Below are 25,296 nucleotides of genomic sequence, written 5' to 3' on the forward strand. Positions count from 1 at the left end.
GTCCTCGCCGCTTGAATCTGGAGCACATTTAGCCGCCTCTCAGCGGGCGATAATAGCCGCCTCAGAGACCGTTGATAGACCTCTCCCGAATCAGGGTGGAGCACCGCCGGAGATGATCAGCTCCGCTGCCGGTCGGGAACGGCCCTTGGTGAGCGTGTACGTCGTCGTGACCTCCTCGATGGCGAAGCCGGCGAAGAGCTCCCGGATCTCCGGCGTGTCGTTGATGGACATCAGGAAGCAACCCTTCAGTCGGCCGAGTGCCTCGGCCATCTCCGCGAACTGCTCGCGGCCGAACAGATCCGTGCCGTAGTCGCCCTCGCTGCCCCAGTAGGGCGGGTCGAGGTAGAACAGCATGCCCGGCCGGTCGTAGCGCTCGATGAAGGCCCGCCATGGCAGGCATTCGACCACCACGCCGGCGAGGCGGCTGTGCACGTCCTCCAGCATCGGCGCCAGCGTGGTGACGTTGAAGCGGCCGCCATGGCCGGAGCTCACGCCGAAGTTCCGGCCCGCGACCTTGCCGCCGAAGGCCGTGCGCTGGAGATAGAGGAAGCGCGCGGCGCGCTCCAGGTCGGTCAGCGTCGCCGGATCGGTGGCCGACAGCCGCTCGAACTCAGCCCGGGTTGTGACCTGGAAGCGCATCATCTCCATGAAGGCCGTGTAGTGGCGCTGGAGGATGCGGAAGAAGTTGGCGACGTCGCGGCTCCGGTCGTTGATCACCTCGACCTTCGGCCGGGCCGTGCGGCGAAGGAAGACGCCGCCCATGCCGACGAAGACCTCGGCGTAGCCGTCGTGCGGCGTCTCGTTGATGCGCGCGACCAGGCGCTTGGCCAGGTTGCGCTTGCCGCCGACATAGGGCGCGACGGGCCGCACCGGGTCGACGGGCGAGAGAGCGTTTGGATTCGACTCCATGATCCTCGGGTTTCACTATCGCCCCGCCCCTGCAGGGGTGGCGGGACGGCCGCAGAGCGGCCGGTTGCGGTCGTGGGCGTGTCAGCTCGCCCGGTTCGCGGTGCGTCAACACCGCGGCCCCCGCCGGCCTTTCCGGCGACGTGGATGGACTTGATCATCGCTGAGCGACAGAATGCGCCTGCCCCCAGCGGGGTGACGGGTCAGCTGCAACTGGCCACTTGCAGCCTTGGGGCGCCCCCACGCCCTGGCTCGCGCCGGTAGCTTCATGCGGGCCCCCGTCGGCCACGACGGGAGATCACATGGCTCCGCGATCGCGGTGTTCTCACCCATCGCTGTTCCCCCACCGCCGCCACTCTGTCGGCCGGGCGACGCAGGCCCAGTGGTCGAGGGTCTGGGGCGTGCAGGGCGTGCGCGGAGCGTTCAGCGCCGTGGCGGCGTCGAAGGCTGTCCGCAGGTCGGCGCCGGCGCCGAAACGGAGGTAACAGGTCTGCATGATCCGGCCTCCTACGAGAGCTTCGTGATCTGGATGAAGTTCTCGGCTGCCGTGCCGCCGGGCAGCACCTTGTTCGTGCCGCTGTCATGGCTGAGCTGGCCGAAGAGCTTCTCGCCCACGGCCAGTTCGAAGACCCGGGAGACGTGCAGGCTCTCGTGGTCCGCCGTCGAGGCGCGCTGGGCGACGAGTGTCTTCATCCTGGCGATCACGTTCTCGGTCGGGGTCGGTTCGGCCCCGTTCGACTTGACCGCCTCGAGCGTCCAGAGCACGTCCTCCGCCGTGTCGGGACGGACCGACGTGTAGATGTCGATCAGGTACACGCCGGCCTCGGCGGCGGTGAAGTCGTGGTCCGTGTCACTCCAGCCGCCGACATCGCCGTTCAGGTACTCGAGGCGCTCGACCCCGGAGTGGTTGATCGTCTGCGAGCCGCCGGCGATGTCCGCCACCACAGTCGGATCGACGTAGACGCCCTTGCAGCCAAAGATGCGCCTGGTCCCGGGCGTGATGCCCTCGACGAGCTGGTTGTCCGGGCAAGCGGACAGGTCGCCCCCGATCAGCTCGAAGTGGTCAATCGCGCTGACGGGGTCCGCGCCCGAGCTGAGCGTGATCCCGTCGTTCACCGTGGCGTCGCAGATCGGCGAATGGACGACGAGGCGGTCCAGGTCGACCGACCCGCCCATCGTGATCAGGCGGACGTCCGAACCGTTGCCCGAGAAGTTCCGCGCGTTGACCGGCCCGATGGAGATCAGGCGCGCGGCCACGGTCGTCTCCACCCAGTGGAAGACGTGCAGGATCGGATACGGCGTCGGATCGTCGGACGGTGTCTGCGTCGAGAACAGGTTGTCGTTCGAGACCCCGTCGATGTAGCCGACCCCGATCCTGATCTCCTTGTAGCCCTGCAACGTGAACAGGCGGACCGCAGCCGCAGTGCCGCCGACCGAGCAGTTGTAGAACGAGTAGCCGTCGATCTGGAGCCGCTCGGACTCCGACGCCTCGCAGTACACCAGCGCGCCGGAGCCCTGCAAACGGACGCCGGGGTCGTCCGGGTCCTCGATGTCACCGCCGTAGCCCTCGACCGACAGGTAGCCGACACGGATGTCGTCGGTCCCGAAGTACACCGCGGCCCGGTCCTCACCGTCGTCGGCGAAGAGCTTGATCTTGTCGACGTCGATGTTGAAGCCCTTGGCCTGTGATCCGGCGACGCGGCGTGCGCCCTTGAACACGACGCTTGCCTCGTGATGCCCGGCGTTGATCGTGAGAATCTGGCCGACGCTGGAGTTCTGCCCCTTGAAGTATACGGCGGTCGTGTCGGACCGATAGTAGCTGGTGACGCCCTCGATCAGGAGCTGGCCGATGAGCATGTTCTGGCCGAGCAGCCGGACGCCGTCACAGGACGCGACCTGCCCACTGTTCTTCTGCACCCGGGCGTCATTAATGCCGGCCACTGCGACCCGACCGATGGACCAGCGGACACACAGATCCTGCGCGTCTGGGTCGTCGTCGCCGATCAACAGACCGTCCCCGTAGCCCGAGTTGATCATGTCGTCGCCGTCGAAGTGGTCGTCGCTGTTGGGGACGGAGATGTCCCGGACATCGTAGTCGTCCACGTCCGCGTACTTGACCGCGAGCGAGAAGGACAGACCGCCGAGGCCGCCGGTGCCGCTGATGTCGAGGAGGCGGAGCGTCGTGAGATAGTACCCGGAGCTGTAGTCCTCCCTGAGCCTCGCCGAGAACTGCGCGCCGTTGCTGTAGCGCCAGCCCCGGATGTCGATGAGATCGATGTTCCCGGTCAGCTCATTGAAATTGTCGATGAGCGCCATGTTCTCGGTGTAGATGTTCCAGAAGCGCAATCCCGCCGAGAGGGGCCTGAACAGGACCGGGCCGCCGCTGCCACCGAGGAGCTTCGAGTTCCCGATGCCGACGACCGTCACTTCGGTCGTGAGATCCTGCGTCGTCGCGTTCGGAATGTAGTACGAGCGCCCGTCGAGGATCAGGGTCTTCCCGTTGGTATGGGCGTCCGCGACCGCGCTGTTCCACGCCGCGCTGTCGTCGGTCACGCCGTCTCCGGCGGCGGCGTACGCCTCGAGAGTGACGGAGGTGTCCCAGCCCACGGCTGCCTCAGCGGCAGCCTGGGCGGCTTCCGCCGCCGTCTGGGCGGCCTGTGCATCGATCTTCGCGGTCAACGCGGTGATCGCCGAGACCTCCGCATTGGTCTCGGAGGTCGCCGCGGCGCTGGCGCTGGCTGCCGCGTTCGTCTCGGAAGTCGCCGCGTTGGTCTCCGAGGTTGCCGCGGCGCTGGCGCTGGCCGCGGCCTCGGCGGCCTTGGTCAGCGCCTGGCCGATGGTGTCGTCGCCGGCCAGATCCGCGGCCACGGCGGAGATGTCGGCGATCGTGTCCGCCACGGCCTTCAGGTCAGCGGCGTCGATCGCGGCGGTCGAGCTGAAGTCGATGGTCTCGATCTTGTGGGTGTCGGTCACCGCCGGGTCGATGGTCAGCGTCGCCCCGTCCAGTGTGAACGCCCGCGTCGGCACGCCGTTGACGAAGACCATGAGCGCATCGGCCGATTTGGGCGTCGTCGACAGCGTCCAGTCGGTCTCCACCCCGTCGCCGGTGAAGTCGTCGTGCACCGGTCCGGCCAGGGCGGTGATGGCGGCGATCGCCTTGGCCAGGCTGTCGACCGTGCCGGCGTCGGTCTCGACGGTGGCCGAGGCGTCGCCGTGGACGATGTCGTTCAGCTTCTGCAGATCGAGCATCGCCTGGGCGAGCAGCGGGATGAACTGGCTGTAGTCGGTGGCCATGGTTTCCTCCGATCAGGGGCCTTCGCCCGGGTTGAGGGCAGGCGTCAAGAAGCTCGTCTGACCGGTCCAGTTGAGCCCGGTGAGTGTGCCGTCATGGGCGGCCATGCGGACGTAGTAGGTATTGCCGCCGTAGAGGCCGGTGAGCGTGATCGAGGGACCAGCCCCGGTCTTCTTTGAGCCGCCGCCGGGGCCGAAGGGCGAGGTGGCAAAGGCGACGACATAGCCCTGGACGTCGGCGTCGCCCACCGGGTCGCAGGAGACGGACCCGGTGTTCTTGTCGATCGCGGCTGCCGACAAGCCGGTGGGCGCCGAGGGCGCCGGGTTGGCGTATGTGTCGGCGGCCGGGTTGGCGACGCCGCCGGAGCCGACGCTGCGCACCCGGATGCGCGCTGTGCGAAACGGCCCACCGTCCGCGGCCTGTTCGTCGGCCGTCCAGGATGCGGCGCCGGCGGCGGCAATCTCGGTGCGCTTCAGGCTCAGGCTGTCGGCCGCGGCGCCGCCCAGGAACTCGACGTCGTAGGAGGCCGCGCCGGCCACCGTGTCCCAGGTCCAGTCGAGATCGCCGTTCGACAGCTCGGTGAGGGCGAAGCTCGCGGCATCGACCGCATCCGGCGGGGTGACCTGGTCGGAGATGTTGCGCACGATCCGTGTGCCTTCGCCGCCCGGCCCTTCGGCCCAGTACTCGACCACCAGCGTGTCGTCGACGTCGGGCACGATGCCCTTCAGCTCCGGCGCGGCCGAGGGCGTGAGCTCCGCATAGTCGCCGCCGTCCGCCCGGAAGCGCGCGCGGTAGAGCACCGCGCCCGGCGCCGACGGGCCGACCAGCGTCATCTCCCGGGCGTCGCCGAGATCGCGGAGCGCGATCTTCACGTCCAGCCAGACCGGCGACGACGAGTTCGCACCGAGGCCGGCGGCGGCGACCTCCTCGGGCTGGGCGGTGTCGGTCTCGGCCGTGTGGACGCGGGCATCGTCGACGACCGCGGCGATGGCGACCGTGCCGTCCGGCCGGGGCTCGGTGTCCAGGATCAGCAGCTCCCGCCAGACCTGGTCCGCCTTGCCGAACATGGCCCGGGTCGGCTTCCGGCCGTCGCGCTTGAGCGCGATCCAGTCCTTCGGATTGGCGTGATAGTCGCGGCCCTGGGCCGGCTCGGCGAGATAGGCGGCCAGGTCGGCGGCGTCGATCACCAGCGTGCGCTCGTGCGCGCCGACCGTCGCCTTCACAGGGCCCCAGAGCTCGCCATCCGGCGCCACCAGGCCGATGACATGGTCGCCGCCTTCCGCGTCGAGGGCGAACGGCTCGTCGAGCGTCAGCGTCCGCCCATCCGGCGAGAGGCCGGTCGCCATGGCGCTCTGCCCCCAGGCGGGCCGGTAGTGCGCCAGTGCGATCTTCTGGCCGCGGCGCAGGAAGCGCCCGCGTTTCAGGGCGGAGAAGGTGACGAACAGCCGCCGGAAGCGGTGCGCCGCCGCTTCGGTCACGCCCTCCCGCCAGGCCTGGGGGAAGTTGTCGATGCCGGTGAAGCGGACGTCGGCGACCCGGTCGGGCGCGATGCCGTCCAGGGCGGCGATGACGTCGCGCTCGACGCCGGCGGCGTCGGTGAACAGCACCCGCGCGGCGTTGGCGTCCTCGCTGGTCACGTGCAGGCGGCGGATCTGCAGCGAGCCGCGGACGATGTCGTGGGGCGCGAAGGCGGCGACCGGAATCGGCTGCGGCTCGTCGCGCCAGAAGGTGAGGTCCGCGCCGATGCGGATCGGCTGGGCCCGGCCGGCCCGGAGCACGGCGGTGAGCTCCTCCCAGGGCGTCGCATCGCCGGTGAAGAGATGGTTGAACGTGTCGCCGCGCGCCGCCCAGGTCTCGGCCAGCGCCTGCAGCGTGGCCAGATCCACGCGGTGGTCGGCGAGGCCGGCCTGCCGGTCGTCCTGGGCGATGTGGCGCGCCGCCGCCTCGATCGCCGCGGTCGGGCCCTCGACCCATTCCTCGGCGCCCGCGTCCCAGTATTCATGGATGCCAGTCGCGGTGGCGAACAGCGTCCGGCTCTGCGCCGTCGCCGCCGTGCCCTTGAAGCGGATCGCCAGCACCGTCTCGTCGTCGAAGACCTGGTCGGAGGGAACGAAGCCCTTCAGCCCCGACCAGACCGTGCGGTCGGAGGCGGCCGAGGTGCCGACCGTGTTGTTGGTGCGGCGGACGCGGACCTCGTAGCGGCCGCGGTCGACCGCGTAGAGCTTCGAGAGCCGCTGCGGCGTCGTGGTGCCGGCGGTGAAGCTCTCCGCGCCCAGCAGCTCGAACGACGCGCCTTCGACCGGGTCGCCGTTGTCGTCGATCTCGCGCGCCTCGACGCGCCAGGTCACCGTGGTCTGGCGGATGCGGTTAGAGACCGTCTTGAACAGCGCGCCGGGCCATTCGATGTCGACGCCGATGCGGTCGGCGACCTGGCCGGCCGGGCAGGCGGCGAAGGGCCCGAGGAAGAGGTCGTCGGTGGTCTCGCCGCCCTCCAGCTCGTTCTCGGCGCGGAGCTTGGTGCCGGCCGGCTCGGAGGAGCTGGTGACGGCCGCGGGGAACAGCGTCACCGGGTCGCCGGGCTCGACGATCTCGATCTCCAGCGCGCCACCAGCGGTGGTCACGCCATCGGCCTCGGTCCAGATCACCGTGTCCTCGAACTCCAGGCGGTCGAGGCGGACCTTGTCCCTGCCGAGGCTGTAGAGGGCGAAGACCAGGTGCTCGTTGTCGGCGAACTCGCCATAGGGCGGCGCGATCCACTTCGGCGCGAAGCGGACCGTGCCGTGCAGCTCGGGGATGCGCTCGCCGGCGCGGACGATCTGACCCGACAGCGTGGCGCGGAAGGCCTCGCCCGGCCCCGGCAGCGGCGGCGGCGCGGCGGGCGCAGACGGCGGGAACAGGGCGTTGATCAGGAAGCCGCCGGCGACGGAGATCACGGCGGTCGCGACCGCCGCTCCCAAGGTGCCCGCGCCGAACATGGCGGCGCCGGCATAGGGCGCCACCACCATCAGGGCGATCATGGCCACCATGGCGATGGGATTGGAGCCGCCCTCGCTATCGGCCGGCGGCGGCGGCGTGACGTAGAGCACGTCGCCGGCGAGGAAGCGGACGGTCTCCCACTCGTTCTCGCCCGTCAGCGGGTGAGAACGCAGCAGCGCCGAAGCGCCCTTCCAGCAGAGCGGCCGGGCCGGGGCTGCGTCGTCCAGCAGCATCAGCGCTGTCGCCGCCGTGATCCCGGTCGGCAGCTGGCGCACCTCCGCGCCCAGCAGCGGCCGGAGCGGATCCTTCGCGATCACCACGCGGACGCCGTTCGCCGGCAGGGGGCCTGTCAGAAGCGGGTTCACGGCTTCGCCTCCGCAGCCGGGCGGCAGGCCTCGATCGAGGTCCAGCTGCGCGCGCGTGCCGTCGACCAGGGCTCCAGCACCACGCCGTCGAAGCGGGCGCAGTGCAGCAGCCCCGTCGCGCCCTGGCCCAGCGCCGTCCAGGTGCCGACATGACAGAACGCGCCCCGGCGGAAGACGACGACGTCGCCATGGCGCCAGCCGGCGGTGGTGGCGAGCCGCGCCGCTTCCTCGCCCTCGGCGCGGGTCACCACCGGCCAGGCGGCGTCCAGCTCGGCGTCGGCGATGGCCTGGCGGAGCGCGGCGGCCGAGACGAGGTCGCCATAGTCGGCAAGGCTGACGGGCAGTTCGCGGCCCATCATCCCGCGCTGGACGAAGGCGGTGAAGCTGCCGCAGTCGAAGGCGTCGGGCCCGGCTGCGCCGCGTTCCCAGGGCAGCCCGATCAGCGGCCGGACGAAGCGAATGGAGTCCGAACGGTTCAGCATCCCCTCAGCCCCCGATCAGCGGGTGGCTGGAGCGGGTGTAGATCAACCCCGCGGCCCGCTCCCAGTTGAACATGCCGGCGCGCGCCCGGACGGCGCGGTCGGTGGCGAGGCTCTCGCGGATCTCCAGGCCCTCGACGATGGCGGCCGGGCCGGTGAGGTCGGTCGAGAGATACGAGCGGACGGTGAGCTCGACGGCGGCGTCGGAGGCGAGCGTCAGGTCGAGCACCCGCTCCAGCGCGGCGTTGGCGTTCATCGCCTCCAGCTCGATCTCGGGGCTGCGGTCGCGCTTGGTCGCCGGCCAGGTCAGCTGGAAGCCCGAGCGCTGGAAGGTCACGGTCTCGCCCGGGTTCGCGGGCGCCGTCGCCTCCAGGGTCAGCTGGTGGCCGACGCGGTCGTTGACCACGCGTACCGGCTCGCTCAGCGCCGGGTGGCGGAACTCCAGGGTGACCAGCTCCACCTCGCCGGCCGGCAGCGAGGCCTCGTGCTCGCGGATCGCCAGGCTGGCGCGCTCGGCGTCTGTCAGGAAGGCCGGCATCAGGCCACCGCCGCCGGGTAATCGCTGTGCACCAGCTCGGCCAGATCGGCCAGCGCCTGGATGCCGGCCGCGCCCATGACCTCGGCGATCTGCATCGCCGCCAGCACGTCGGCCTCGGGCGTCGGCAGGTCGAGGATCTCGATCTGGACGGCGGCGATCCAGCGGTCGCCGTCCGGCTGGCCGGCGCGCCAGGGCTCGACGGCCATGCGGCACTCGGTCTCGACATAGGCCTCGCCCGTCCAGACCGGCATCAGGAAGGTCCGGGCGCCGCGGCCGAGATTGAGCCGCCACCAGCCCTTCAGGATCTCGAACTGGCGCAGCGTGGTCTCGATCTCGACCTGGTAGCGGGCCGGCGAGACCGTGAAGAGCGATTCCCGGTCGGTCCAGCCCTGGTCCATCTCGACCGCGTTGAACGAGGTCATGGGCTGCAGCTGCAGCGGTTCGCGGAACGGCGTGTAGGGCACGCCGGCCGGCCATGTCACCGGGGCGCTCACGGGTTGGCCCTCGGCCGGGGCAGGCTCATGGGCAGGCCGCCGTCGCGCATGGCGGCGAAGACCGGGCCCTGGCCGGAGCGGAGGTCGGCAGCGATGTCGCCGGAGACGTCGTCCTTCAGGCGCCGCAGGAAGTCGATGCGCAGCCCGCCGTCAGGCGTGCGGCTGGCCTTCGCCTCGGCCTCGCCCCCCAGGTGATTGTGGATCTCGACGTTCATGCCGCCGCCGGCGACCTCGGCCCGGCCGGACGAGACCGCCGCCATGGCGCGCAGGCTCTCGGCCAGGCCGGAGATGGTCCGCGCCGTCGCCGCCTGCTGCGCCTCGGTCAGCACCCGCTCACCTTCCAGCAGCACTGCCGGCACCTCGCGCGGGCCGAGGCCCGCGGCGGCCGTGCCCTCGTGATAGCGCGGCGCGGTGCGGAACAGCGCCGCCGGCAGCGTCCGCGGCGCCTGGCCGTCGCGGCCGGCGACGCCGCCCTCGTGCAGCGGCGTCACCCCGGTGACCGAGCCCAGCGACCCACCCGCGCCGGGCCCGAAGGACGGCGCGAACAGGCTGCCGAAGATCTGCCCCAGCTCGCCCAGCCCCTGTTGCAGGATCGGGCTGATCGACATCTGGAAGGCCAGCCGCGCCAGCTCGGCGACGGCGAAATCGACGAAGTCGGAGAGCGAGGCCTTGCCCTGCACCAGGCGCACGAAGAAGTCCTCGGCGGAGCGGGTGGCGCGGTCGAACAGGTCCTCGGAGACCGCGGCCCAGTCGCCCTGGACGGCCTCCGCCTCGGCCATGGCGCGCTCGATGCCGGCGGCCCAGTCGGTGCGCCGGTCGAGATCCTCGCGATAGGCCTCGGCCAGCATCCCCTCATGGATGCGCTCGACGTCGGCGGCGAACTCGGCATAGCCGGCCGCGGTCTCGTCCAGCCCGGCCAGGGCCTCGTCCCGCCACCGGTCGGCGGCGGCCGCGGCGCGCTCAAAGCTCGGCGCCAGCTGGTCGAGCCGCTGGGAGATGTCGTCGGTGGTCTGCTCGTGCAGCCGGGCGGTCTCCTCGGCCGCGCGGGCGGCCTCGCGGGTCGCCTTGGCATGATCGCGCTCGGCCTGCTGCGCCAGCAGCAGCTCCGAGACCAGCGCCTCCAGCTCCAGGGCCTGGCGGCGCGTGACCTCGATCTTCGCGTCGGCCGCCTGCTCGACGATGCGGGCTGTCTGCTGCTCGGCCTCGATGTCGATCGCGGTCAGCCGCTCGAAGTCCGGCGAGACCTGGCGGGCGCGGCGCAGACGCTCGATCGCCGCCAGCTCGGCCTCGGCGTCCGCGATCGCGTCGGCGAAGGGGTTCTTCTTCGGCGCGCGCCCCGGCGGGTCGTCGTCACCGCTGCCGGCCTTCGTCTCCGCCGACTTCAGCCGCTCAATCTCGGCGCGGGTGGCGGCGATGCTGCTCTGGAGCTGTTCCAGCTCGGCGCGGGCGTGGTCGATGTCCTCACTATCACCCTGGCGCTGGTGACTTTGGACGAGGCCAAGCGCCAGGTTGTTGGGCTGGCTCCGCTGCAGCAGCTGCCGTTCTTCTTCCCGGGCCTGCAGGTCGGCGGCCAGGCTGTCGAGCTCCGCCGTGAGCGCCTGCTCCCGAAGACGCTGTCCCTGCAGGCGGAGTTCCGCCGTCTCCAGCGCCGCCGCGCGGCTGTTGTCGGTCAGCCGGCCGAGGGCGCGGGCCTGTCGCTCGATGGCCTCGGTCGCGGTGTCCGTGTCGCCGCCGAGGTCAATCATCGACGCGGCGGCTGTTGCGGCCACGCCGGCGACCAGGCCGATTGGGTTCGACCGCATGGCGACGTTGAGGCCGCGCATGGCGATCGCCGCGCCGCCGGTCGCGGCGGCGAAGCCGGCCGTGGCGATCCGCGCGGTGGCGTAGCCGGCGGCGAGCGCCGCGATCGTCTCCAGGTTGCGCGCCGCGAAAACGGTGATGTCGCCGATCGCGGAGGCGACGGTGGAGAGCCCGTCGACCACGGCCGGATCCCGCAGGACGACGGCGAGTTCCTGCGCCGATTCGGTGACCGCGTCGAGGAAGCCGCCCTCGGCCAGCGCCACCTCCAGGTCGAAGATCGTCGTGCCGAAGCGGTTGAAGGCCGCGCGCGCCGATTCGGCGGCTCCGGTCACGCCATCGGCGAATTCGGCCCGCAGCTGGCGGGCGAAGCGCGGGATGAAGTCGTCGGAAAAGAGTTCGCCCTGCTCCAGCATATCCGAAAGCGCCTGTGTCGAGACGCCCATGGCCCTGGCGGCGACCTGGAAGGCGCCCGGCAGGACTTCGCCCAGCTGGCCGCGCAGCTCCTCGGCTGAGACCTTGCCCTTGGAGATCACCTGCTGGATCGCCAGCAGGGCGCGCTCGGTCTCGTTCGACGACCGGCCCAGCACGGCCATGGCCTCGGAGACGGCGGTGAAGATCTCGCGGGTCTGGCCGGCGTCGATCGCCGTGCCCCGGGTCGCGGCCGCCAGCGCCGTGAAACTCTCGATCGCCGGCCGGAGCGAGAGGCCGAGGCGGTCGGCCTCGGCGCGCACGAAGGCCATGGCGTCGGCGCCGGCCTCCGCCGAGCCGGTGGCGACCGCCAGTGCGTTCGTCATGGATTCGACGGCGACGCCGGTCTCGGCGATCGAGCGGGCAACGCGCAGCGCGCCGAAGGCGGCCAGGGCGGCGACCACGCCGCGGACCGCGCGCTCCAGCTCGACGCCGGAGCGGGCCATGCGTTGCTGCTCGGCCGCAGCCGAGCGGGTGGCGCGCTCGAAGCCGCGTTGGGCCTCGGCGGCGCGGTCGGTGGAGCGGTCCAGCCGCTCCAGCCCGGCCTCGGCCTCGCGGGTGGCGCCGGTGAAACCGGCATCCCGGGCGGTGAGCGTCAGGCCGACGCGGTACTCGGTCATCCGCTACCTCCCGCCGCTTCGGCGAAGACGGAAACCGCGCCCGCCTCCAGCGCGCGGAGATCGCCGAACCGCGCCGCCGTCATCTCGATGCCGGCCATGCGCGCCGCCGCCTCGACCGCCGCGTAGTCCAGGGCGGCGGGACGGGAGAGCGGCACGAAGCCGGCGCCGGCGGGAATGAGCTGCATGAGCTGCCGCCACTGGCCCTGGACCAGGGCGAAGAGCTCGATCGCCGGGCCGGCCGAGGCCGGCAGGACCAGCAGTCCCGCCGCCATCTCGGGGCGCCGCCGCCGCAGGCGCTCCAGCTGGTCCTCGCTCAGGCCCCATCGCTCGGCCTGGCGGATCGCCGAGGAGCTGCGCCGCGCCCGGCCGCCGGCGAAGCGCCGGCCGAGCTCGCGGAGTTTTTTCTGGCGTACTCCCGGCCCGACAGCGCCTGCCAGTAGGCCAGTACCGCCGCCTGGACGGCGGGGATGTGGCGCAGGAACTGCGCCTTGGCCGTGTCCGAGAACTCGATATCGGCGCCGTCCGCGTCGCGGACCTCGGTCCAGCCGACCAGCACCCGGCCGAGAAAGGCGGCGTTGGATTCCTTCGCCAGCGGCTCGGCCTCGTCGACCGGCAGCCGCTCGAAGACGGCGGTGAACTCCTGGAAGGCCATGGTGCCGTCCGCCTGGGGGGCGGGCACGGCGACGGGCCACGAGAACGTCTCGCGCTCGGAAAGGGTGAACAGCGGAGCCTCCTACTTCGTGGTGATGGTGATCTCGTCGTCGCCCGACGAGGGCGTGATCTGCAGGTCCAGCGGCATTGCCAGTACGCCGTCGCGGTCGGTGAACTGGCCCGTCTTGATCTGCACCGCCGGCATGGTGATCTCGACGATGTCGCCGCCGCTGGCGCCGTGGGTGATGACGATCGCCTGCGTCCCGGCGGCCGCGGCCTCCTCGACCAGGTTCTTGGTCCCGATCGTCGGCAGGTCGAGGCTGATCCGCCCGGACATCCGCCGGCGGTTGATGCGCACGCCGCGATGGCCCGCCATGTCGTCGAAGCTGGGCCGGCGGCCGCAGTCGATCGAGAACTCGGAGACGCGCATGGCCTCGCCGCCGATGGTGATCGTGGTCTCGACCGCGCCCACCGGCAGGCCCTCTGCGAAGGCGGGCAGCGAGCCGGAGATCTGCGCCGCCGCGGCGATTGCCTGGCGCAGGCCCAGCATCTGGAAGTTGATCCGCGGCACCTGGCCGGCGCGGCCCTCGATCACCGCGTTGCCGCGCGCGCCGAGCAGGCGGCCGTCGACGCCGTCGATGTTGGGATGGATCGTGACCGAGCCGTAGTCAGCCGAGACCGGCTGGAAGTCGACCTTGGTGTCGGCGGTTACCGTCTGGGCGAAGCCGCAGGCCAGCAGCAGCGCCGCCCAGTGGGGCACGGTATCGAGCGCGGCGTCGTCGCCGCCGGCGGCGAGCTCGACGGAAAGGCCGAGGGTGGCGTGCGGCGCGCCGACGAACTGCTTCTTGGCGCCGGCACGGCCGTCGACCAGCTCCCGGTCGCCGTAACTCGCCGCCAGCGGGTTCCACTGTGGGCTGCCGACGCAGAGCACGGCGTCGCCGATCGCCGGCGTCGGGTCCGTGCCCTCGGTCACCTCGGTCTTCGCCAGGATCAGGTACTCGTCGTAATCATAGGGCACGGCTCAGTCCTCCTTGGGCGCCGCGGCCGGCTTCGGCCGGGGCGCGGGTTCGGTCATCGGCCGGGGCGCGGGTTCGGCCATGATCCGGTGGGCGGGATCGGCGGGCGGCGCGGTGCGGCTGCCCTTCACCAGGCGCGCCGGCTTGTCGTCGGCCTCGCGGCGGTAGATGCCGCCGCGGCGGCGGGTGGTCTCGGTCATGACGTCACCTCGCGGGTCTCGACGCCGTCGAAGCGGAAGGCGTCCTCGAAGATCAGGATGCGGTCGGTCAGCTCGGCCAGGCGGCCGGAGACGGGGATCGGATTGTTGCGCCCGGCCGGGTGGCGGAAGGCGACCAGGGCGCCGATCAGCCCGTCGCGGAGATCGGCCAGCTCGTCATTCCCGGCCGCGCCGGTGCCGCCGGCGACGTTGCGCACCACCGAGACGGCCGAGAACGCGTAGGTGATTCGCTGGCGCAGCTTCGGGCCGGTCTCGCGGCCGCCGGTCCGGGTCTCGCCGGTGGGCACGATGAACAGCGCCGGCAGGCGGGGCGCGTTCTCCAGCACCTCGCCCAGCTCCGCGGCGCCGCCGATGTCGAGATAGCCGAGGCCGACGGCCTTCAGGTGATCGATGACGGGCTGGATCTTCATGCCCCCGCTCCCGAGCTGGGCCCGCCGCCCGCGGCGGCGTCGAGGCGGCGGACGACGATGCCTTCGATGTCCTCCTGAAGCGCCGTTGAAAGGCCGATGAAGGGCCTGGCGGGGATCGTCACCTCGCGCTTGCGCACCCAGGCGCCGCCGATGCGGAAGACGAGGCCTTTCTTCGTCTTCGCGCGGATCTGGCCGCCGGTCTGGTGGATCGCGGCGTAGACCAGGTTGGTGCCGACCGAGGCCGTATCGGCGGTCGCCGAACTCGTGATCGAGCGCCGCAGCCGGCCGGCGTCGGTCAGGGTCCGGCCGCCTTCGGCGCGGGCGCGGAGCGACGGCTTCCAGGGCCGTCCGTCCGGCGCGGTCTCCGTGTCGAAGTGCCCAACGGTGTGGCTCTCCATCTGCCCCGCGATCGAACGCATGATCGGCGTGAGATCCTCGCCGGCCTGGCGGAGCCGCCGGAGCCCGCCCCGGGCGCGCTCGAAGCCGTCGACATCGATGGTGAGCTGCAGCGCCATCAGAGGCCCTTCAGGCTCTGCCGCGAGAAGGTCCGGCCCGGGCTGGTGAACTCGGGCGCGCCCTCGGAGGCCGCGGCGCTGTCGCCGGCGTCGTCGTCGCCCAGGCTGAGAAGCCCGCGGGCCACCTGCTGCAGACCCTTCACCGCGGCCTCGTGCCGGGTGCGCACGGTCTCGGGGACGCTGTGGACGTGCAGGTAGTAGCGGGCCATGTCGGCCGCCCAGGCGGTCAGCTGCGCCGGCGGGTCGGCCAGCGGCAGCGTGTAGCGCTTGACCAGGTAGCCGTTGATCTCCGCCTCGGCCGTGGCGATGGCGCTGTCCAGGACGCTGTCGACGATGGCGCCGGCCTGGCCGTCGCGGTCGGTCAGCTGCTCCAGTTCCCGGGCCCCGAAGCGGGCGGTCATGTCGGCCTTGGTGGTGTAGCTCATGGCTCGGCCCCGGTGAGAAAAAGGTGGCCGTCTCTCCGGCCTGTCACGCCCATGCCTCAGACGTCGCAGCCGGCGTCCGCCCGCCGGCGGGCCTACTCACCCGCTCCACGCGCCAGCCCGGCCGGCGCGCTTCAGCACGAGCTTTCGCTCGGGATCTCCTCGGGCGTCAGCTCCCGCCGCCGCCCGCGTTGCCGCCGTCGCTGCCACCCTGGCCGTCGCCTTCCTTCATCGCCCGGAAGGCGGCCCAGGACGTGGCGATCGTTGCCGCCGGGATGGCGAAGCCGGCGATGCGCTCGACGGACTTCGCCTTCGGCGTGCCGTCCCGGGTGAAGTCCTTCGCCTGGTCCAGGCCGGGGAAGACGTCGAGCAGCTTCTCGTGGATCTCCGTCTCGGTCATGGGCGGGTCCGCGGGCGCCGGCGCGTCCTCCAGGTGGACGACCAGCATCGGGTCGGCCAGGATGGCCTCCACCTGGTCGGGCCGGAAGTTGGTGGCGGGCGCCTCGGTCCGCTCGGCCGGCCAGGCGCGGCCGGCGCGGCGGAAGCCGGGCCGCTTCGCGGTCACCACCAGGATCCTGTTCTCGTAGGCGTGCATGGTCATCTCCGTCAGCCCAGCCACGGCACGACCAGCAGCTCGGCCGTGCCCTTGTAGACGTTGGTGGCGCCGGCGGCGTCGCGCTCGGCGTTGAGGATCTCCAGCGCCTCGCCTTCCAGCGAAGGCGGCACGACCAGCAGCCGCGGCATGACGCCGATCGGCCGGCCATGGTCGCCCTTCATCCCCATCAGGCTCTCGCGGGCGATCTTGTAGTTCGCCTTGTTGAGGGTCTGCTTGGAGCCCCAGGCGAACTGCCAGAAGCCGAACCCGACATTGCGACGGTGCTTGATGCCGTACTTGTATTCGTCGCTGTTGAAGACCGGCTCGTCGGTGGGCGCGTCCTGGCGGACCAGCGGGCCCTCCTGGCGGACCTGGTGGATCAGCGGCTTCAGCGGCCGGCTGACGTCCATCAGGAACCAGGGCGTGCCCGCGCCGCCGTCGGTGTTGGCGACCGACTGGACCTCGCCGTTCTCGTCCAGCACCGGGTGGTCGGTGTCGAAGAAGAACTGCCCGTCATAGCAGACGGTCGAGAAGCCGGCGTTGAGCAGGGGCCAGATCAGCTGGTCCGGGTGCGCGGCGGCCGAGCGGCCCATCTCCTCGAACATCGGCGCGTAGACGCCGTACTTGTCGTCCTCAATGTGGTCCACCGGCACGCCGAGGGTCAGCTCGAACTTCCGGTTCTTGATCGAGTAGTCGTGCTGCTGAAGGTTCTGCACGACCCGGTCGCCGAACCATTCGCGCAGGTTCGGCACCTGGCCGAGCCAGCCATACTCCTCCTCGGAAGTGGTCGACGGCACGCGGGTGGCGACCCGCGGCCACTGCGGCTCGTGCTGGCCAATGCCGTTCTGGAAGCTCGCCTTGAACCCCGTAAAGAGCGTGGCGAGATTGCCCCGGTTGATGATCATGGTGCTGGAAGCTCCGCTCAGTAGGTGATTTCGAGGACGGTGTCGGCCACCCGGGCCGCGCTGTTGGCGCCGCCCACGGTGATGGCGATGACGTCGCCGGCGGCCACGGTGTTGGCGGCCGTGGGCGTCGCCTCGTCGACGTCGCCGGCGGCCGAGCCGGCCTCGGCGATCGTGATCACGCCGTTGGTCACGGGCGTGCCGTTGATCGAGAGCGTCAGCGTCGCGTCGCCGTCCGCCAGGGCGCCGTCGAGCACCGAGCGGAACTTCGTGATGTCGCCGGCGAGCGGCGCCACCAGGCGGTAGACGTCGGTGCCGCTCAGATCCGCGGCCTTGGCGTTGAGGAAGATCTTGTCGGCGCCGAGATTGCCGCGCGCGGCGGCCGCGTCATCGACGTCGCCCAGGTCGTTGGCGGCGAGCAGCGCGCCGTCCGGGCTGACCAGGACCTGCGGCCCGGTGCGGACCCAGACGCCCTGGGCGTCCACGTCGGTGACGATGCCTGCGGGGCTGCGCGCGCCGCCATTGCTCGTCTTGGCGACCGTCTGGTCGTCGACGATCCAGCAGGCCTTGCCGATCTCGGAGACCGCGATCGCCTCGCCGCCCTCCGAATTGGCCCAGCGGAAGACGCCCTCGCGGATCCGGACGGTGATGTCACCATTGGCGCCGGCGGAGTTGTCGGCCCTCTCCTCGGCGCGGCCCACGGCCACCAGGCCAGTGGCGGTGGCGCCCTGCTGGACGAAGGCGCCGCTGAGCGCCACCAGGGCGCCGGCGTGGATCAGGGTCGCGGCCTTGACGGGGAGGTCGTGGAAGACGCCCTCCATCAGCGGCGTGTTGCGGTCGGCGGAAAGCGCGGTCACTGGCTGGTCTCCTCGTTCTCGTCACGGGCGGCCTTGAAGGCCTCGGCCGTGAGGCCCATCGACCGCGCGACCTGCAGCTCCTCGGCCGATAGACCGGACTTGTCGGTGTGCGCGGCGGCGGTGGCGATGGCCGGGTCGCGGCCGGCGGCGACGATCACCGGGGCCTTCTCGGCCCAGGCGGCGAAGCCCTCCGGGTCGGCGGTGGCGTAGTTCATCGCCCACTCGTTGAGCGCGGGCGAGACCTTGCCGGCCTTGGTCGCCGCCTCGACGGCGGCCTGCGCGCCGGAGGCGGCGCTCGCCGTCTCCAGCTTCTCGACGCGGGCCGCCAGCTCGTCATAGGCGGGCTTCGGCACGTACTTCTTCGGGTCCGGCTCGGCGGAAGCGGTCTGCAGCTTCGCCGCGACGCCGGTGGCGACCGCCTCGGTCAGCTCGTCCTGGCCGGCGGCATTCGCGACCTTGGCCGCGGCCGTCTCCAGGGCGGTGTGCGAGGTCGAGAGCTGATCGGCCGCCGTGACGATGGCGGCGGCGTCGGCGTCGTCCGTCAGGCCGAACGCCTTCCGGAGCGCGGCCAGCTGTTCCTTGGTCATGGTGGGGTCGTCCTCCTGGGCGTGTGCGACCGCAGGCAGCTCCTGGATCGCGGGAACATTGACCAGACCGGCGCCGACGATGCGGGTGACGTTGCCCGCCTTGTCGGTGCCGAAGGCCGGAGAGATGAAGCGGTAGGCCCTGGACGCCAGCGCCTCGCGGCCCTCGGCGGTCCACTCGACGCGGCCGCGGATGGCGCCGTCTTCCGCCGCCTCCAGGCGGTCGATCCAGCCGACCGCGCGGCCGGTGCGGCCGGGCCGGGGCTTGTGGATGTCGTGATCGAAGTCGATGGGCAGGACGTGACCGGCGGCCGTGGCGAGCGAGGTCTCGACGACCTTGGCCGCGTCGGTCACCCGCCAGGAACCGCGGCCGTCGACGGGAACGACCTCGGCCCCGCCGGCGGGCCAGAGCGTGATCCAATCCCCACCATCGGCCGCCTCGGCGGCGGCGGTGACGGGCTGGGGCTGTCCGTATGCGAATTGCCGATCCATGGGGCCGACTGTGCGGCTCCCGGCCCGGCCGGATAAGGGCGTAACGGTTACGCCCCACGGCCCGCCCCGCCCGGGATGGCGGAGGGTCGGCGGGCGGGGCGACTGTGCCTGGCCGGTCTTGCCGGACTGGGCCAGCCAGCCTCGCAACACGGCGGTCCGCCACCATGACGCCAGGGAAGAAAATTGTCTATTCTGTCGCCGTCAGGCGGGAAAAGACGAGGGGGACCGGGTTGATGACCGAGCCGTCAGGGGAACAAGCCGAAATCCAGGAATGGACGATGAATAGCGATCGCCCGATCGCCGAGCCCGACGAGGATCAATTCGAGCTGACGTCCTTTGCCAGAACGATTGCCCGAGTGATCGCAAAGAATCGCAGCGAGGACAGCTTCGTCCTCGGTGTCCACGGCCCTTGGGGCATCGGCAAGAGCAGCACGGTCGCCCTCGTCCGGCACTGCCTAGATGCCGAGTTTGGTGAGGACAGGGAGAATCTGGAGATCATCGAGTTCAATCCCTGGTGGTTCACCGACAAGGAGTCCCTTCATGCGGATTTCTTTGCGGAACTGGCGGCAGCGATGTCCCTGCCTGATAGGGAGAGAGCGCGTCTACGCGCCATCGGTCACCGCTTGGGAAAACACTCGGCCAGTATCGCGCCGATCGTTGGGCTGATCGGCGGATCCGCCATGGAGAAGGCTCTCAGGGCGACCGGCGGCGTGTTGCAGGACTTTCTTGAAGACCCCAAGGCCACTGTCCCACACGAGCACCGGCGGATTTCGGACGCACTTCGGGAAGCAGGCAAGCGTTATCTCGTGGTCATCGACGATCTGGACCGGCTCGATATCGAAGAAGCGATGATGGTGTTCCAACTCGTGAAATCCTCAGGTCGATTGCCCAACATCACATACATGCTCGTTTTCGATCGAGCTCTGGTCGAGCGTCACCTTAAGGAAAGATTCTCAGGGGCAGACCAGCAGTATCTCGACAAGATCATCCAGGCTTCCTTCGAGGTGCCTCCTCCAGACAAGACTGACCTCCGCTACAAACTGCGGGAACAGGTCCTTCGCGCAGTGGATGCGCAGAACCAGGATGACGAGGCACGCATTCTGGACGTCCTTGTTGACGTGGTCTGGCCCTTCCTCAATACGGCGCGAGACCTGGCGCGGTTCGACAACGTCCTCAAAATCCTTTGGCCATCCGTCGAAGGTGAACTCGACAGGGCGGATTTCGTGGGCATCGAGGCTTTGCGGGTCTTTCTTCCTCTCCTGCATCGGCGCATTTTTGACAACAAGAATGCCGTGCTCCGACGTCCGGCAGCTCGCGGTCTTTCAGAGGACGACAGGGCTTCGATGACGAAGACGTTGTTCGACGGCCTTGATCAGCCATCGGTCAGAGTCCTTCAGCAAGCGCTATCGCGCCTATTCCCGAGGTTGGAGATCTACTGGGGTGGTAGTGGCTACGATTCCGATTGGGAAGCCGAATGGCGCAAGAACCGGCAGATCTGTAGCGAGACCTTTTTCGACTCGTATTTCCGCTATGCCATCGACGACAGCACGTTACCAGCCTCACAGTTGGATCAGATCATCAGTCAGTCGGGGGACGGGAAGACAGTTGCGAGCGCGCTGCGGAAAGCAAGCGCCCGACCCAGGCGCCAAGGCGGGACTAAAGCTGCCTCTCTGCTCGATGAGTTGGTGGTTCGCGCCGAGGACGTGCCCGAGCAGAATATCGAAAGCTTCCTCGGGGCTGTGTTCAGTGTGGTTGACGAGATCAATTTGCCGATAGACGGGTCCAGGCGGTTGGGGGATTTCGAGGACAACGAACTCCGCGCGCACTGGTTGCTCAACCGTTTCAGAGACCGAGTTTCCAAAGAGCAATTCGATCGTGCAGTCGTCCGGGCTGCGAAGCTCGCGTCTCTGCAGTTCCTTCTGAGCCTTGCGGATCGCGCATTACGAAACAACGGCCTGATTGAGGGTCGACGAGGGGCCGAGCGATCCATCGTGTCAAGCGAGGCGGCAATCGAACTGCGTGATCTCGCATTGGAGGCGGTCACGCGGGCCGCATCCGATATGTCCTTGCTTCAAGTACCCGAACTGGTTTCTTCGCTCTATGTGTGGATGCAACTGGAGGAGATGATGGGAGAGGAGACTGTCCGGGACTGGGTTCAGCAGAATCTGGAAGATCCTCAGCTCGTCGTGGCGCTTGCGGGTTCCTTTGTTTCCACGAACCAGTCGTCTTCTGGCCGCAGCAACGTCACTAGAACACGATATTTAGTTCACAAGAAGTTGGTCGCCGGGCTGTGCGATCCGAAACGACTGATTTCCTGTGTCGATGAACTTCTTGCGGGTCCCGGGACGACAGACGAGGAAAAGAGCACGCTACGCCACTTTCGCGAATTGTGGGATGAAGCCTCGGACGAAGAGCCCTTATTCGTAGAGCAATTGGCGCTCGATGAGGCGGACATGACAGAGGAGTAGTGACCATCCGGGTGACCATCGACAGCCTGCACGTCATCAGCAGCGTCCAGACCGTCGGCGGCGTCATTACGCTGTTGTTCCTGCTGCTCACGCTGCGCAACCGCTTCAAAATGCACTGACGCCACCGGCGCCGCGTGCAGGCAGATTGCAACTGTGGCGCGGCGCAATGCGATCGCCGATCATCGCCCCATGGCCGCGTCGCGCACCGTTCTGGATCTGGTCGAGGATCGCATGATCGCGATCCGCTGCACCCGCTGCGGCAAGAACGGGCGCTACCGCCTGCGCACCCTGCTGCGCCGCTTCGGCCCCGGGATGGCGGTGCCGGACATGCTCACGGCCCTTCGCGACGCCGGCCGCTGCCCGCGCCGCGGCGATCGGTGGAGCGGCTGCAGCCTGGCGCTGGCCGAGACACCCGGACCCGAGTTTCTAATAGACGAATAATAGCCACTAAAAGGGGGCAGGAGCGGCGAGAGCCGGTTCCGGGCCCATCGGCTCCCGCCGAACCCGAGAAGCCCCCTGACGGCCCCCTGAGAGCGACCCGGGTTGCCGGCTTCATCGCGCATGCACCAGAATGTTGCCGGACGAGCACAAGAGGGGGCGTGGCCGGCATCATGGCGGAGACCGAGTACGACCTGTTCCTGAGCTTTGCGCGGAACAGCGCGGAGGCGGATTCCATTTCCGACCTAGCGTTTCGCCTGCAGCGTGAGGTCTACGGGGTCGGCCTGAAGAACGTCCATATCTGGGTGGATCGGAGCGAAGACCCCGCCGCCGAGGCCTGGGAGCGGGCGTGCGCCGGTGAAAACGATGGCAGCGCCGTTCTTCTGGCCTTCATAACCCCGGCCTGGTTCTCGGACCCCCTGTGCCGCCTGGAGGCGCAACTCTTCCAGTCTTTCGAGAGACAACTCGGCCGCAAGGACCTGATTCTGCCGGTGCGCTTTCTGCCGACGCGTGACATCGAATTCCCCCGAACGTCGGCCCACCCCAAACTTGCGGCAGATCTGGTGTCGCGATGGTTGCTTCGTGTCGACGACATGGCGGCCGAAGAGGCCAACGGATTTCGAGGCAGCGCCGAAAGGTTGGCGCTTCTCCTCAAGGGCCAACTCGGTCAGCAGGATCGGGAACCGGCGAGATATGGTCAGGCCACATACGGGAAATCCAGCTTTGGGCGGGCCAGACTTGGGCAGGCAAGGTGGAGATCAGCCGAAGAGCTAAATGAGGAGAAAGCGGCCAAGCCGCGACTCGAGGAACCGCAGCTCCGGGCACCGGACCTGCCCCGAGAGGATCTTCGCGCCCTGAGCGTGGAAGAGGGCGCCACGAAGATCGAGGAGTGGTTCCTTCGGAACTACGAACCGCCGGAGATGGGGACGCCAAGAAATGACGGCGAGTACAATTACATCTGGGGTGGCCCCTACGAGACCATCGACGTGATTGAGCAATATTTCGATGACGTCGCTACCTGGGAGCAAATGGAGCGCGCCGCCCTAGAGCTTGACCGGTACTCCTTCGAGTGGGCGCCGCACGGAGCGCGAATCCGTCCGTCCGACGATGATACGTGGCAGAATCGGCAGACGAAATGGGAGGAGGAGACCCGTCCCTGGAACGATGAGCGCTTCTCCGCGGCCAAAGCCCATCAGGACATGCTCCAGCGCATCGAGCAACTGGAAGCGGCACTGGAGAAGATCGGTCAGGGCCCCGCCGGCATGGGTCACAACCAGCCGCCGGAACCCATCCCCGATGAGCTGCCGATCACCCGAGCGGAATTCGAACAGCTGTCCCACGACGTGGCGCATCTGAAATCGCTGCCCGCGCAGCCGGATCGCGACCAACTGACCGAAGTGAAGGCCATCCAGGATCGAACCGAATCTCTCGGCCGGCGGATTGCCGGCTGGATCCTGAAGAAGGCTGACCGGTTCGTAGATGCTACTGTGATCGTGGCCGGCACGAAGGCCGGCTCGGAGATTCTGGGTATCGCGCCCGCCCTGTTGGAGGTCGGCCAGACGATCTGGACATGGCTCACGACGCTGGGCTGGCGTTTGTAGCGACGGGGACGACAACCTGTTCGAACGGAGCAATTGGCATGGACCCAGATGATCTGGCAGACGCGTTTGCGAAGATCGATTGGGCCGATACTCAGATCGATGCTCTCGATCAGAAGCTTAGGGGATTTCTGGATCAGAAGCCCTATCGGCTGAGACCGGTGCCGGATCCCGAGGGGCGCGGCCTGATCTATTTCTTCAAGACTGCGGCTCCCGTGCCCCGGTCAATCGGCGTTCAGACTGGCGCCATCATCCACGCGCAGCGAAGCGCGCTCGACCTTCTCGCCTGCGCTCTCGCCGAGCGCAACGGCCATCGGGAGCCCTCCGATACTTACTTTCCTTTCGCCAAATCGGAGCAGGGACTCGCCGACAAGAGAACCAGGAAGAAGTTTCGGCGTCTTTCCGAAGCGGACCAGGCAGCAATTCTGGGCTTCCGACCGTTTCGCGGCGGCAACGCGCTACTCTACGCTCTTCACCATCTGGACCTGACGGATAAGCACCGGAAGCTGCTTGTCTGCGGCATAGAACGCGGGGACGCCCACGTCAGCGGCAACGGTCATATCAGGCTGATCGCGCTCTGGGATGGCCCCTACACCGATGGCGACCCAGTCGCACGATGGGACGCCGACGAGGGCCTGCAGTTGAACATCACGCTGAGCGTATCGCTGGCCGACGTTCCCGACATCGGTCGTCCGCCCGTTGCCGAGATGCTCCGGAAATTCAGCGAAATGACGCGGTCGATCTTGGAGTCCTTCCAATAGCCCCTGCCTTCGGATCCGTCATCGAGGCCATCCACCGATCTGCACTGAGCACTTTTGGGAGGTCATCTCCAATCGGTCCCACAACCGCCGGCCCTCTGGCTTTCATCGCGGCGGGCGGATCGCTATATTGACGGTGCCGGCGGGATACACGGTGAAAGTCCCGAAGCCGTAGCAGGCGCCTTCGGCGTCGAGCGCAATGTGGGTTCAGATCGGGCGCCCACCCCGCCGGTCTTCAATCTCCGCGGTCGATCTTCCGGCGACGCCGCTGCTGGCGCAGGGCGTTCTCGCGGCGCACTTTCGTGAACGAGGTCAGGAACGCCGCCTGCCCGTCCGCTGTCGCCTTCAGGGCGATGCGGTAGAAGCGGCCCTCGTGCTCCGAGAAGATCAGCAGGCTCCGCTCCCGGTCGCTGTAGACCGATCCGCCGCCGATGAGGTCTGGAAGACGTCGATAATCGACGAGGGTCAGCTCCGGGTGGCCGGGATTGCCGGGCAGCTCGCCGCGCTGTTTCCGCATGGTGTCGGCCGAGAGATCCACGCGCTGCACGTCCGTCCCGATCGCGGCCGCGAGCGCCTCGTCCAGCCAGGCGACCGGCGCGGCGCCCCCGGCGGTGCCGCGGACGATATCCTCGAAGTGCGGGCTCTCCACCGCGGCCCTGGCGGCGGCGTGGCCCCAGTCGGCATCCGTGTAGCGGGCCGGATCGGGAAACCGCCCCTCGGCCGCCATACCGGGATTGTGGCCCCAGCCCGGATCGATGCCGGCCGGGGCCTCGATCACCTCGCCGGTCCGGCGGTTGACGTGCGCCCGGCCGGGCCCGCTCTCGGGCGGCGGCTCGGTCACCTGCCAGCCGCGCCGGCGCATCTGGCCCTCGGAGACCTGCTGGACCTGGCAGCGGCAGCGCCAGCCGTTGGGCGGGTAATGCGTCTGCCAGAACACGTGGTCGACCGGCAGCAGCGTGCCATGCCAGGCGCGGTGCTGCGGCCGCGTGCGCCCGTCCAGGACGGCGACGTAGCGGAGATACGGCAGATCCTGTTTCGTCGCCTGGATACGGGTCCAGTGGCCGGCGGCGTGGGCGGCGCGGAGATTGGCGTCGTAGATGATGCGGAGCCGCCGGTCGGAGCCGAGCTGCGCCTCGATCGTCTCGCCGGTGAGCTCGTCGAACATGGGCTTGCGGCCCCACCAGCCCAGCTCCTTCAGCCGGGGCGTGAGCGTCTTGCGGAAATCCTGGAACGTCGTCCCGCCGGCCAGGGCGCGATCGAGCTCGCCCCGGATCGCCTCCATGACGTCGAGGCGCATCGCCTTGGCCACCGTGAAGGCCTGGCCGTGCTGCTCGGCCGAGACGTCGCGCCAGCTGAAGCCGGTGAGGTAGCCTTTGGAGCGGAAGAAGGCGACGGCCTCGGCCGGCGGCAGCGGTTCGAGCTCGATCGCCACGG

The 25,296-nt window shown here is 69.4% G+C and carries 24 protein-coding genes; 4 read left to right on the forward strand and 20 right to left on the reverse strand.

Annotated elements, in window-relative coordinates:
• Positions 1-90 precede the first annotated feature (90 nt).
• The 19 genes from CWC60_RS03235 to CWC60_RS03315 form a co-directional block, all read right to left on the reverse strand.
• A complete protein-coding gene (locus tag CWC60_RS03235) occupies positions 91-909 on the reverse strand; it encodes a DNA adenine methylase (RefSeq protein WP_109792114.1) in 819 nt (272 codons plus the stop codon).
• 322 nt (positions 910-1,231) lie between these two features.
• Positions 1,232-1,402, reverse strand: coding sequence for a hypothetical protein (locus CWC60_RS23455; protein ID WP_164516289.1), 171 nt, complete (start codon positions 1,400-1,402; stop codon positions 1,232-1,234).
• Positions 1,403-1,413: 11 nt separating this feature from the next.
• Entirely contained in the window at positions 1,414-4,200 is a 2,787-nt protein-coding gene (locus CWC60_RS03240) for a hypothetical protein (protein WP_109792115.1), read from the reverse strand.
• A gap of 12 nt (positions 4,201-4,212) precedes the next feature.
• Positions 4,213-7,539: a fibronectin type III domain-containing protein gene (locus CWC60_RS03245; protein ID WP_109792116.1), complete on the reverse strand. Its 3,327-nt coding sequence runs from the start codon at positions 7,537-7,539 to the stop codon at positions 4,213-4,215.
• Positions 7,536-8,021: a hypothetical protein gene (locus CWC60_RS03250; protein WP_109792117.1), complete on the reverse strand. Its 486-nt coding sequence runs from the start codon at positions 8,019-8,021 to the stop codon at positions 7,536-7,538. Before CWC60_RS03250 ends, CWC60_RS03245 begins: the two co-directional genes overlap by 4 nt.
• A 4-nt stretch (positions 8,022-8,025) precedes the next feature.
• Complete coding sequence (locus CWC60_RS23460) at positions 8,026-8,556, reverse strand: DUF1833 family protein (RefSeq protein ID WP_164516290.1); 531 nt, start codon at positions 8,554-8,556, stop codon at positions 8,026-8,028.
• Positions 8,556-9,038, reverse strand: coding sequence for a hypothetical protein (locus CWC60_RS23465; RefSeq protein WP_164516291.1), 483 nt, complete (start codon positions 9,036-9,038; stop codon positions 8,556-8,558). Before CWC60_RS23465 ends, CWC60_RS23460 begins: the two co-directional genes overlap by 1 nt.
• A gap of 8 nt (positions 9,039-9,046) precedes the next feature.
• Positions 9,047-11,938: a tape measure protein gene (locus tag CWC60_RS03260; protein ID WP_109792118.1), complete on the reverse strand. Its 2,892-nt coding sequence runs from the start codon at positions 11,936-11,938 to the stop codon at positions 9,047-9,049.
• Positions 11,935-12,210: a DUF1799 domain-containing protein gene (locus CWC60_RS03265; protein WP_109792119.1), complete on the reverse strand. Its 276-nt coding sequence runs from the start codon at positions 12,208-12,210 to the stop codon at positions 11,935-11,937. Before CWC60_RS03265 ends, CWC60_RS03260 begins: the two co-directional genes overlap by 4 nt.
• A gap of 41 nt (positions 12,211-12,251) precedes the next feature.
• Complete coding sequence (locus tag CWC60_RS03270; RefSeq protein WP_109796329.1) at positions 12,252-12,590, reverse strand: hypothetical protein; 339 nt, start codon at positions 12,588-12,590, stop codon at positions 12,252-12,254.
• Positions 12,591-12,671: 81 nt separating this feature from the next.
• On the reverse strand, positions 12,672-13,607 hold the full coding sequence (locus CWC60_RS03275) for a phage tail tube protein (protein WP_109792121.1): 936 nt from the start codon (positions 13,605-13,607) through the stop codon (positions 12,672-12,674).
• A gap of 3 nt (positions 13,608-13,610) precedes the next feature.
• Positions 13,611-13,805: a hypothetical protein gene (locus tag CWC60_RS03280; RefSeq protein WP_109792122.1), complete on the reverse strand. Its 195-nt coding sequence runs from the start codon at positions 13,803-13,805 to the stop codon at positions 13,611-13,613.
• A complete protein-coding gene (locus CWC60_RS03285) occupies positions 13,802-14,233 on the reverse strand; it encodes a phage tail terminator protein (protein ID WP_109792123.1) in 432 nt (143 codons plus the stop codon). The genes CWC60_RS03280 and CWC60_RS03285 overlap by 4 nt, the downstream gene beginning before the upstream one ends.
• Positions 14,230-14,748: a phage virion morphogenesis protein gene (locus CWC60_RS03290; protein ID WP_109792124.1), complete on the reverse strand. Its 519-nt coding sequence runs from the start codon at positions 14,746-14,748 to the stop codon at positions 14,230-14,232. The genes CWC60_RS03285 and CWC60_RS03290 overlap by 4 nt, the downstream gene beginning before the upstream one ends.
• Positions 14,748-15,173, reverse strand: coding sequence for a gp436 family protein (locus CWC60_RS03295; RefSeq protein ID WP_109792125.1), 426 nt, complete (start codon positions 15,171-15,173; stop codon positions 14,748-14,750). Before CWC60_RS03295 ends, CWC60_RS03290 begins: the two co-directional genes overlap by 1 nt.
• Positions 15,174-15,339: 166 nt before the next feature.
• A complete protein-coding gene (locus CWC60_RS03300) occupies positions 15,340-15,765 on the reverse strand; it encodes an HI1506-related protein (RefSeq protein ID WP_109792126.1) in 426 nt (141 codons plus the stop codon).
• 11 nt (positions 15,766-15,776) lie between these two features.
• Complete coding sequence (locus CWC60_RS03305; protein WP_109792127.1) at positions 15,777-16,670, reverse strand: Mu-like prophage major head subunit gpT family protein; 894 nt, start codon at positions 16,668-16,670, stop codon at positions 15,777-15,779.
• Positions 16,671-16,687: 17 nt separating this feature from the next.
• Positions 16,688-17,524, reverse strand: coding sequence for a hypothetical protein (locus tag CWC60_RS23825; RefSeq protein WP_206419693.1), 837 nt, complete (start codon positions 17,522-17,524; stop codon positions 16,688-16,690).
• Positions 17,521-18,600, reverse strand: a complete 1,080-nt coding sequence (locus CWC60_RS03315; RefSeq protein WP_109792128.1) for a phage protease — start codon at positions 18,598-18,600, stop codon at positions 17,521-17,523. The genes CWC60_RS23825 and CWC60_RS03315 overlap by 4 nt, the downstream gene beginning before the upstream one ends.
• A gap of 233 nt (positions 18,601-18,833) precedes the next feature.
• Between CWC60_RS03315 and CWC60_RS03320 the strand changes: the two genes are divergently transcribed.
• The 4 genes from CWC60_RS03320 (at position 18,834) to CWC60_RS03335 (ending at position 23,865) form a co-directional block, all read left to right on the forward strand.
• Positions 18,834-21,068 (forward strand): KAP family P-loop NTPase fold protein, encoded by a 2,235-nt coding sequence (locus CWC60_RS03320; RefSeq protein ID WP_164516292.1) that lies wholly within the window; start codon positions 18,834-18,836, stop codon positions 21,066-21,068.
• 153 nt (positions 21,069-21,221) lie between these two features.
• Entirely contained in the window at positions 21,222-21,509 is a 288-nt protein-coding gene (locus CWC60_RS03325; RefSeq protein ID WP_109796330.1) for a hypothetical protein, read from the forward strand.
• A gap of 170 nt (positions 21,510-21,679) precedes the next feature.
• Positions 21,680-23,107 carry a TIR domain-containing protein gene (locus CWC60_RS03330; RefSeq protein WP_125226062.1) on the forward strand — a complete coding sequence of 476 codons (1,428 nt, stop codon included), beginning with the start codon at positions 21,680-21,682 and terminating at the stop codon, positions 23,105-23,107.
• A 38-nt stretch (positions 23,108-23,145) separates the two neighbouring features.
• Positions 23,146-23,865 carry a hypothetical protein gene (locus CWC60_RS03335; RefSeq protein ID WP_109792132.1) on the forward strand — a complete coding sequence of 240 codons (720 nt, stop codon included), beginning with the start codon at positions 23,146-23,148 and terminating at the stop codon, positions 23,863-23,865.
• 232 nt (positions 23,866-24,097) lie between these two features.
• Here CWC60_RS03335 and CWC60_RS03340 read toward each other — a convergent pair whose 3' ends face one another.
• Complete coding sequence (locus CWC60_RS03340) at positions 24,098-25,294, reverse strand: phage head morphogenesis protein (protein WP_109792133.1); 1,197 nt, start codon at positions 25,292-25,294, stop codon at positions 24,098-24,100.
• Positions 25,295-25,296: the final 2 nt, after the last annotated feature.

This window comes from Minwuia thermotolerans (assembly GCF_002924445.1).
Taxonomy (GTDB): Bacteria; Pseudomonadota; Alphaproteobacteria; order Minwuiales; family Minwuiaceae; genus Minwuia; species Minwuia thermotolerans.

Bases quoted from the DNA above. Each gene is read 5' to 3' on its own strand.
- CWC60_RS03330 (WP_125226062.1), top strand. From the start codon at position 21,680: ATGGCGGAGACCGAGTACGACCTGTTCCTGAGCTTTGCGCGGAACAGC.
- CWC60_RS03300 (WP_109792126.1), bottom strand. From the start codon at position 15,765: ATGCACGCCTACGAGAACAGGATCCTGGTGGTGACCGCGAAGCGGCCC.
- CWC60_RS03295 (WP_109792125.1), bottom strand. From the start codon at position 15,173: ATGAGCTACACCACCAAGGCCGACATGACCGCCCGCTTCGGGGCCCGG.
- CWC60_RS03315 (WP_109792128.1), bottom strand. From the start codon at position 18,600: ATGGATCGGCAATTCGCATACGGACAGCCCCAGCCCGTCACCGCCGCC.
- CWC60_RS03240 (WP_109792115.1), bottom strand. From the start codon at position 4,200: ATGGCCACCGACTACAGCCAGTTCATCCCGCTGCTCGCCCAGGCGATG.
- CWC60_RS03335 (WP_109792132.1), top strand. From the start codon at position 23,146: ATGGACCCAGATGATCTGGCAGACGCGTTTGCGAAGATCGATTGGGCC.
- CWC60_RS03265 (WP_109792119.1), bottom strand. From the start codon at position 12,210: ATGGCGGCGGGACTGCTGGTCCTGCCGGCCTCGGCCGGCCCGGCGATC.
- CWC60_RS03235 (WP_109792114.1), bottom strand. From the start codon at position 909: ATGGAGTCGAATCCAAACGCTCTCTCGCCCGTCGACCCGGTGCGGCCC.
- CWC60_RS03320 (WP_164516292.1), top strand. From the start codon at position 18,834: ATGACCGAGCCGTCAGGGGAACAAGCCGAAATCCAGGAATGGACGATG.
- CWC60_RS03280 (WP_109792122.1), bottom strand. From the start codon at position 13,805: ATGACCGAGACCACCCGCCGCCGCGGCGGCATCTACCGCCGCGAGGCC.
- CWC60_RS03305 (WP_109792127.1), bottom strand. From the start codon at position 16,670: ATGATCATCAACCGGGGCAATCTCGCCACGCTCTTTACGGGGTTCAAG.
- CWC60_RS03290 (WP_109792124.1), bottom strand. From the start codon at position 14,748: ATGGCGCTGCAGCTCACCATCGATGTCGACGGCTTCGAGCGCGCCCGG.
- CWC60_RS03285 (WP_109792123.1), bottom strand. From the start codon at position 14,233: ATGAAGATCCAGCCCGTCATCGATCACCTGAAGGCCGTCGGCCTCGGC.
- CWC60_RS23460 (WP_164516290.1), bottom strand. From the start codon at position 8,556: ATGCCGGCCTTCCTGACAGACGCCGAGCGCGCCAGCCTGGCGATCCGC.
- CWC60_RS03270 (WP_109796329.1), bottom strand. From the start codon at position 12,590: ATGGCCTTCCAGGAGTTCACCGCCGTCTTCGAGCGGCTGCCGGTCGAC.
- CWC60_RS03250 (WP_109792117.1), bottom strand. From the start codon at position 8,021: ATGCTGAACCGTTCGGACTCCATTCGCTTCGTCCGGCCGCTGATCGGG.
- CWC60_RS03260 (WP_109792118.1), bottom strand. From the start codon at position 11,938: ATGACCGAGTACCGCGTCGGCCTGACGCTCACCGCCCGGGATGCCGGT.
- CWC60_RS23455 (WP_164516289.1), bottom strand. From the start codon at position 1,402: ATGCAGACCTGTTACCTCCGTTTCGGCGCCGGCGCCGACCTGCGGACA.